The organism is Acidobacteriota bacterium, from assembly GCA_009861545.1.
Classification (GTDB): Bacteria; Acidobacteriota; Vicinamibacteria; order Vicinamibacterales; family UBA8438; genus WTFV01.
Genome location: VXME01000053.1, coordinates 43,477 through 48,513 on the forward strand (window position 1 = coordinate 43,477; position 5,037 = coordinate 48,513).

The 5,037-nt window shown below is 70.6% G+C and carries 9 protein-coding genes; 5 read left to right on the forward strand and 4 right to left on the reverse strand.

The window, feature by feature from the left end:
* Positions 1–93: 93 nt before the first annotated feature.
* Positions 94–369, forward strand: coding sequence for a hypothetical protein (locus tag F4X11_08300; GenBank protein ID MYN65014.1), 276 nt, complete (start codon positions 94–96; stop codon positions 367–369).
* Positions 370–830: 461 nt separating this feature from the next.
* Here F4X11_08300 and F4X11_08305 read toward each other — a convergent pair whose 3' ends face one another.
* The 4 genes from F4X11_08305 to F4X11_08320 all read right to left on the reverse strand — a co-directional run bounded on the left by F4X11_08305 (position 831) and on the right by F4X11_08320 (position 3,292).
* Entirely contained in the window at positions 831–1,040 is a 210-nt protein-coding gene (locus tag F4X11_08305) for a tyrosine-type recombinase/integrase (protein ID MYN65015.1), read from the reverse strand.
* 78 nt (positions 1,041–1,118) lie between these two features.
* Complete coding sequence (locus F4X11_08310) at positions 1,119–1,325, reverse strand: hypothetical protein (protein ID MYN65016.1); 207 nt, start codon at positions 1,323–1,325, stop codon at positions 1,119–1,121.
* A gap of 57 nt (positions 1,326–1,382) precedes the next feature.
* Complete coding sequence (locus F4X11_08315) at positions 1,383–2,579, reverse strand: phage integrase family protein (GenBank protein ID MYN65017.1); 1,197 nt, start codon at positions 2,577–2,579, stop codon at positions 1,383–1,385.
* Positions 2,580–2,590: 11 nt separating this feature from the next.
* A complete protein-coding gene (locus F4X11_08320) occupies positions 2,591–3,292 on the reverse strand; it encodes a helix-turn-helix domain-containing protein (protein MYN65018.1) in 702 nt (233 codons plus the stop codon).
* A 66-nt stretch (positions 3,293–3,358) separates the two neighbouring features.
* Here F4X11_08320 and F4X11_08325 point away from each other — a divergent pair, with 66 nt between their 5' ends.
* The 4 genes from F4X11_08325 to F4X11_08340 all read left to right on the forward strand — a co-directional run bounded on the left by F4X11_08325 (position 3,359) and on the right by F4X11_08340 (position 4,699).
* Entirely contained in the window at positions 3,359–3,664 is a 306-nt protein-coding gene (locus F4X11_08325) for a helix-turn-helix transcriptional regulator (GenBank protein ID MYN65019.1), read from the forward strand.
* The gene (locus F4X11_08330; GenBank protein MYN65020.1) at positions 3,639–3,893 is read left to right on the forward strand and encodes a helix-turn-helix domain-containing protein; all 255 of its coding nucleotides are present in this window, start codon (positions 3,639–3,641) and stop codon (positions 3,891–3,893) included. The genes F4X11_08325 and F4X11_08330 overlap by 26 nt, the downstream gene beginning before the upstream one ends.
* A complete protein-coding gene (locus tag F4X11_08335) occupies positions 3,890–4,084 on the forward strand; it encodes a hypothetical protein (GenBank protein ID MYN65021.1) in 195 nt (64 codons plus the stop codon). Before F4X11_08330 ends, F4X11_08335 begins: the two co-directional genes overlap by 4 nt.
* Before the next feature lie 156 nt (positions 4,085–4,240).
* On the forward strand, positions 4,241–4,699 hold the full coding sequence (locus tag F4X11_08340) for a hypothetical protein (GenBank protein ID MYN65022.1): 459 nt from the start codon (positions 4,241–4,243) through the stop codon (positions 4,697–4,699).
* Positions 4,700–5,037 lie beyond the last annotated feature (338 nt).

Genomic DNA, 5,037 nt, shown 5'->3' on the forward strand with positions numbered 1-5,037 from the left:
GCTCGGGTTGGCGGCGACGGTGGTTCCGACCGCAGCGGTCATCGTGACGGCGTTGTGAGGGGTGGAGCAAGGTCAATGGAAGAATGGAGCATCGTGCTCGGGTTGGCGGCGACGGTGGTTCCGACCGCAGCGGTCATCGTGACGGCGTTGATCCAAAACCGCGCCAATCGAGACGCTCACTCCGGCATCGTCGCGCGGCTCGAAGGTGTGGAAGCTCGCGCCGAGAAGCGCGCTGACGCGTTGGCGACGACGCTTGACGCGCAGCGCCGGGCGCTGGAGGCCATCGCGCGGGACCTGTCGTTCTTGGCCGGGCGGCAGGCCGAGCGCGACCGGAATCCGGATGCTGGCAGCGTCGGCGGCGTCCGATAAGGCCGCTTATGTCAACTCCTATGCGCCGTTGGTTGGATCGGGCGAAGTACCTGTTGGAAACTCTCGCTCTGATCGTATTCGCTCTTGGATTGGTGGGCGTGGCGCTGAATCCCCTGGTGCCAGTGGTAGATCACCTCATTGCCGCACCAGTAGAGCGAGTGATTGCTGCTTATGACCCCAATCACTTGCAAGAGTACGTCTGGAATCACGAAACGAACCCGTTGCCCAAGAGGATGGTCCGGACCTCAGATGGGATCTGTTTCTTGAGCTACTTCAAAGGGGCTTTCGATGGGGAAGTCTCGATCGTGCACGAGAACGGTTGGTGGGTCCTCCTTGGCACTGGAGACGGTCAAGACCGGACGATTGAGGCCCGGGCGCGCTGCTGGCGTTTTCCGTGGGCAGATCGCACCCCTTGACGATTCACTACTCTTGGTGCAGCCACTTGGTCCCCCATCCCGCGGTCAAAGGTACCGCGCTACCGCGCCGCGTTCGGCGGTGGCTCCGGCGGCGTAGTGTGCGACCATCCTCGCGGTCTTCCAGTTTCCTGCGCGCATGACGTCGGTGGTGGACGCGCCGCAGCGTGTCAGCTCGGAGGCGAGCCCGACGCGCCCGGAGTGTGCGGTCACGCGGCGCTCGACGCCGGCCGCGGTGGCGGCGGCCGTGAAGCGCATCCCGACCGCCTGCGGCGACAACGGTACCACACGGTCGCCCGGCTCCGGACGCGTGGCCGCCCGCAGCGCGCGGAGCGCTCACGCGACGTCGTCCTTGACGAAGCGCACGTCTCTGCCCTTGCCCTCCTGGTCGGTCTTGCTGCGGCGGACGGCGACGAGGATGCCGCCGCTGTCGGTCACCTCGTCGAGGTCGCCCCGCGGCTGTTCGCATTCGGGGTCTCCCTTCGGCCCTCGGCGGCCGGGCCGGTCCTTGGCGGGCGGGCGCGACCCGGCCGCGACTCGCACCGATTATCTCTCCGTCGGCGAGAAAACTGCCGCGCGGTGTCAGTACGGACCTGCCGGTCAAGCGGTGCTCCGCACTTGCCCGTCCGCACCGGCTAGCGGGGGCGGCCAGTCGAGAACGCCCGTCGCGTCGTTCCGGCGCAACCGTTCGAGCGCGGCGCGATGCTTCGCCAGCTCGGGCGGCGCATAGATCATGGTCGTCTCGGGCTTGGTGTGTCCGTACAGATCCTGGATGTCGGCCACGTCGGTGCCGACCCTTCGCAACCCTGCCGCGAACGAGTGCCGGATCTGGTAGGTGGTGAACGCCGGCCGTCCGGCCCGTCGCGCGGCGGCGGCGAGCGCACGGTTGACGCTGCTGCGGGGCCAGGGTCCGAAGGCTTCGGCGTCGAGGAAGGCGTGCGCGGCGTCGACGCCTTCGGGCACCAACGGGACGGCGGCGATGCGTCCGCCCTTCCCGCGCGGGACGGCGACGTAGGGGATCGGCTCGTCGAGCCGGAAGTCCTCGGCGCGCAGCCGCCCCATCTGCGAGGGCCGCATCCCGGTCCAGTGCATCAGCTCCAGACGGGCGCGGGTGACCGAGCCGGTCTCGATCTCGGCGAGCACGTCGGCGATGTGGCCGCGGTCGACCCATCGGGGCCTCGGCGGGGGCGGCGCGAAGCGGACGAGGTCGAGCAGGTCGAACGAGGCGCGGCGGCCGTAGAGGACTCGGACGAGGTTCGTGAGCGCATGCCGGCGGTGGTTGCAGGTCGAGGCGGCGAGCGTGTCGCGCCACTCGTGTAGCTGGCCGTTGAGCGCCGGCAGATGGGCGGGCAGCGCGAGCGTCCGCAGATGCCCGAAGCGCGGCAGCCACGCCAGCAGCTCGCGGCGGCGGTCGCCGAAGCTGATCAGGGTGGTCTTCACCTGGTCGAGGTAGCGGCCGGTGTCGTGGTTGAGGGAGTGCTTGCCGCCGGCCGGTAGCGTCCGCAGGCTGGCGCGCAGTTCGTCGCGCCGCGCGCGGATGGTCTTGAGCGGGGTGCCGGGCGGGAAGCGGATCTCGCGCTGGACCCCGTTGACCTTGACGGTGGCGGCGAGTCCGTGGCGGTCCCTGTAGATGCCCTCGGCGACGCGCACGCGGCGGCGGGAGCCCGGCTTGGCGCTGGCAGGCTTCGCCGAGTGCCTCCTCTTCCTGGTTGACTGCCGCTTCTCCGCCGCCGGGGTGCCGGTCGCCTGCTCCGCGCCGGTCCGGACGTCGCCGGTTCCAGTGACGTTCGTATCCATGCTGTCTCTCCTCACGCGAAGGTCCTCGCGGCCCACTTGACCTGTCCGACGATGACGGCATTGGGCGGCCAGGGCCGGTTGGGCCAGAGGTGCTTGTTGGGGTTGTCGCTGACGAGCTGCCAGACGCCGGCCTCGTCGCGGCCGGCGCGCTTGACGACGAGGCCCTCGTCGGTGCGGACGACGTAGATGTGACCGACGTGGCGGCGTCGGCTGGCGTGGTTGACGAGTATCGAGCAGCCGTCGACGAGCGTCGGCTCCATGGACTCTCCGCTGACCTGGATGATGCGGCAGTGCCGGGCGACGAGGCCGTGCCGTCCGAGCCACGAGCGGAGGAACTTGACCCTCCCGATGACGCGCTCGTCGTAGACATCGGCGCCGTCTCCGGCGGCCGATGCCAGCTCGGAGACGCCGACGAAGTCGCCGTCGTCGGCGGCCGAGGCGCGCGCCGCGGGGTCTTCGAGGCCCTGGGCGGCCTTCAGGTCCCGGAGAAGCTGCTCGGCCGTCCGCGGGTCGTCGGTGAGTCCGTGCAGGTAGTCGGTGGACACGTCGAGGGCTCGCGCGGCGGCGGCGGTCTTGTCGTGTGACCAGCCGGCCTTGCCGCGCTCGACCATCGAGACGGCCTCCCGTGTGTTGACGGTGTGGGCGGCGAGCTGCTGCTGGGTGACGGCGCGCAGGGAGCGGGCGGCCCGCAGCCGGTCTCCGAAGATGCTCATGCCCTAGATGGTAATACAACTTTACAGTTGACGGGAAACAATCCTGCCCTTTACATTGGCCGGTAAATGGACATTACGGGAGTGCAGACCGTCCGTGCCCGCCTCGCAGCGCTGGGCGTTTCGCAGCACGCGCTGGCGCGCGCGCTCGACGTCAGCCAGGCGACGTTGAGCCTGTGGTTGAACGGCTACCGGCAGCCGCCGGCGGACTTCGAGGCGGCGGCGATGGCGGAGCTGGACGTGCTGGAGCAGGCCGAACGGGCCGCGACCGCAGCGCGGGCGGAAGCTCTGGCGAAGGGACGGGCGGGAAGGACCGGCGCGTGGCGGCCTCGCGCGCGGAGGAAGAGACATGGACGCGAATCGGCCCGGCGGTAACGCCGGCGCGGACGAGCTGCCGGCGGTGCTGCTTCTCGACGACGTGGCGGCGCTGCTGCGCTGCTCGACGACGACGATCAAGCGGCGGCTGCGGGCGCGGGTGTTCCCGGTGGCGCCGCTGTCGGGGATCGACAAGCGGCCTCGCTGGAGCAAGGCGGCGCTGCTGCGGTGGCTCGAAGCGGGCGGCTCCGGCGAGGCGGTGCGTGGCCGCCGAAGGGGGCCGCGGTGAAGCCGGCGGCGAGGCGCGGCGGCTGGCGCGCGGTCGACCCGGAGATGGGCGACCTGGTGTTCGTCTGCCCGGGGTGCTGGCCGGAGGTGGCCGCCGAGTGGCGGGCACGGAAAGACGTGACGGTGCGGAAGCTGGCGGCGAAGCCCCGGTGGGCACGCTGCGGCGTGTGCGACCCGGAGGACGTGTGCTGATGCGGAACGGCTTACAGAGCATCCGTTCGGCGGCGATGCGGACGGCGCCGGGTGCCGGCGTGGAGGCGGTGTAGCGATGCCTGCGGACCGCCTTCTGCACGCGCGGCTCGGCCACTCGGCGAAGGTGTCCGGGCTGTCGGACCTGGAGTACCGGGTGTGGACGACGTACGTGCTGGCGGCCAACGACTTCGGTGTGATGCGCGCCGCGGCGGTGGCGTTCCAGGCGGCGCACGACGGGCTGAGCGGCCGGCCGGCGAAGGCGGTCCAACGGTGCATCGAACGGCTGGTGAAGGTGGGTCTGGTGGCCGCGTTCACGCACCAGGGGTCGCGCTACCTGTACCAGGCGGACTGGCAGGACTTCCAGCGGGTGCGCTACCCGCTGCGGACGATGCACCCGTTGCCGGACGCGGCCCAGGTGAGCGCAAAGACGCGGCACCTGTGGTCGATCCATCCGGGGGGCGTGCGCGTGCCGGCGCTGCCGAAGGCGACGAGCCAGACGACCGGGGTAGCACCGGAGGCATCCGGACCGGCACGCGATTCCGGCACAGGGGCGGCACGATTCCCGGAAGATTCCCGCAAAGCTCCCGCAGCGGTTCCGGAAGATTCCCTTACTAATCCTGAAGTTGTCCCGTCTCACGCACGCGCGTGCCAAACGGCTAACGGCTTACGGCTAATGGCTAACGGCTCGTCCGAAGGTGGGGGTGCGGGGGAGGAGGACCCGGCGGCGCGTGGCGCGGTCGCGTCTCGGGCGGCGGCGTTTGTCGAGCGGTACCGGTCCGAGTGGTATCCGCGGCACCGGGGCGTGGCATATGCGCCGACGCGTGCGGTCGAGGCGTCGGACGCGGACGCGGCGGTGCGGCTGTGCGCGGCCTGGGACGACTCGGCGCTGGAGCGGCTTGTCGAGCGGTTCCTGACGGTCGAGGGCGACCGGTTCCTGGCGGGCCGGACGCGGA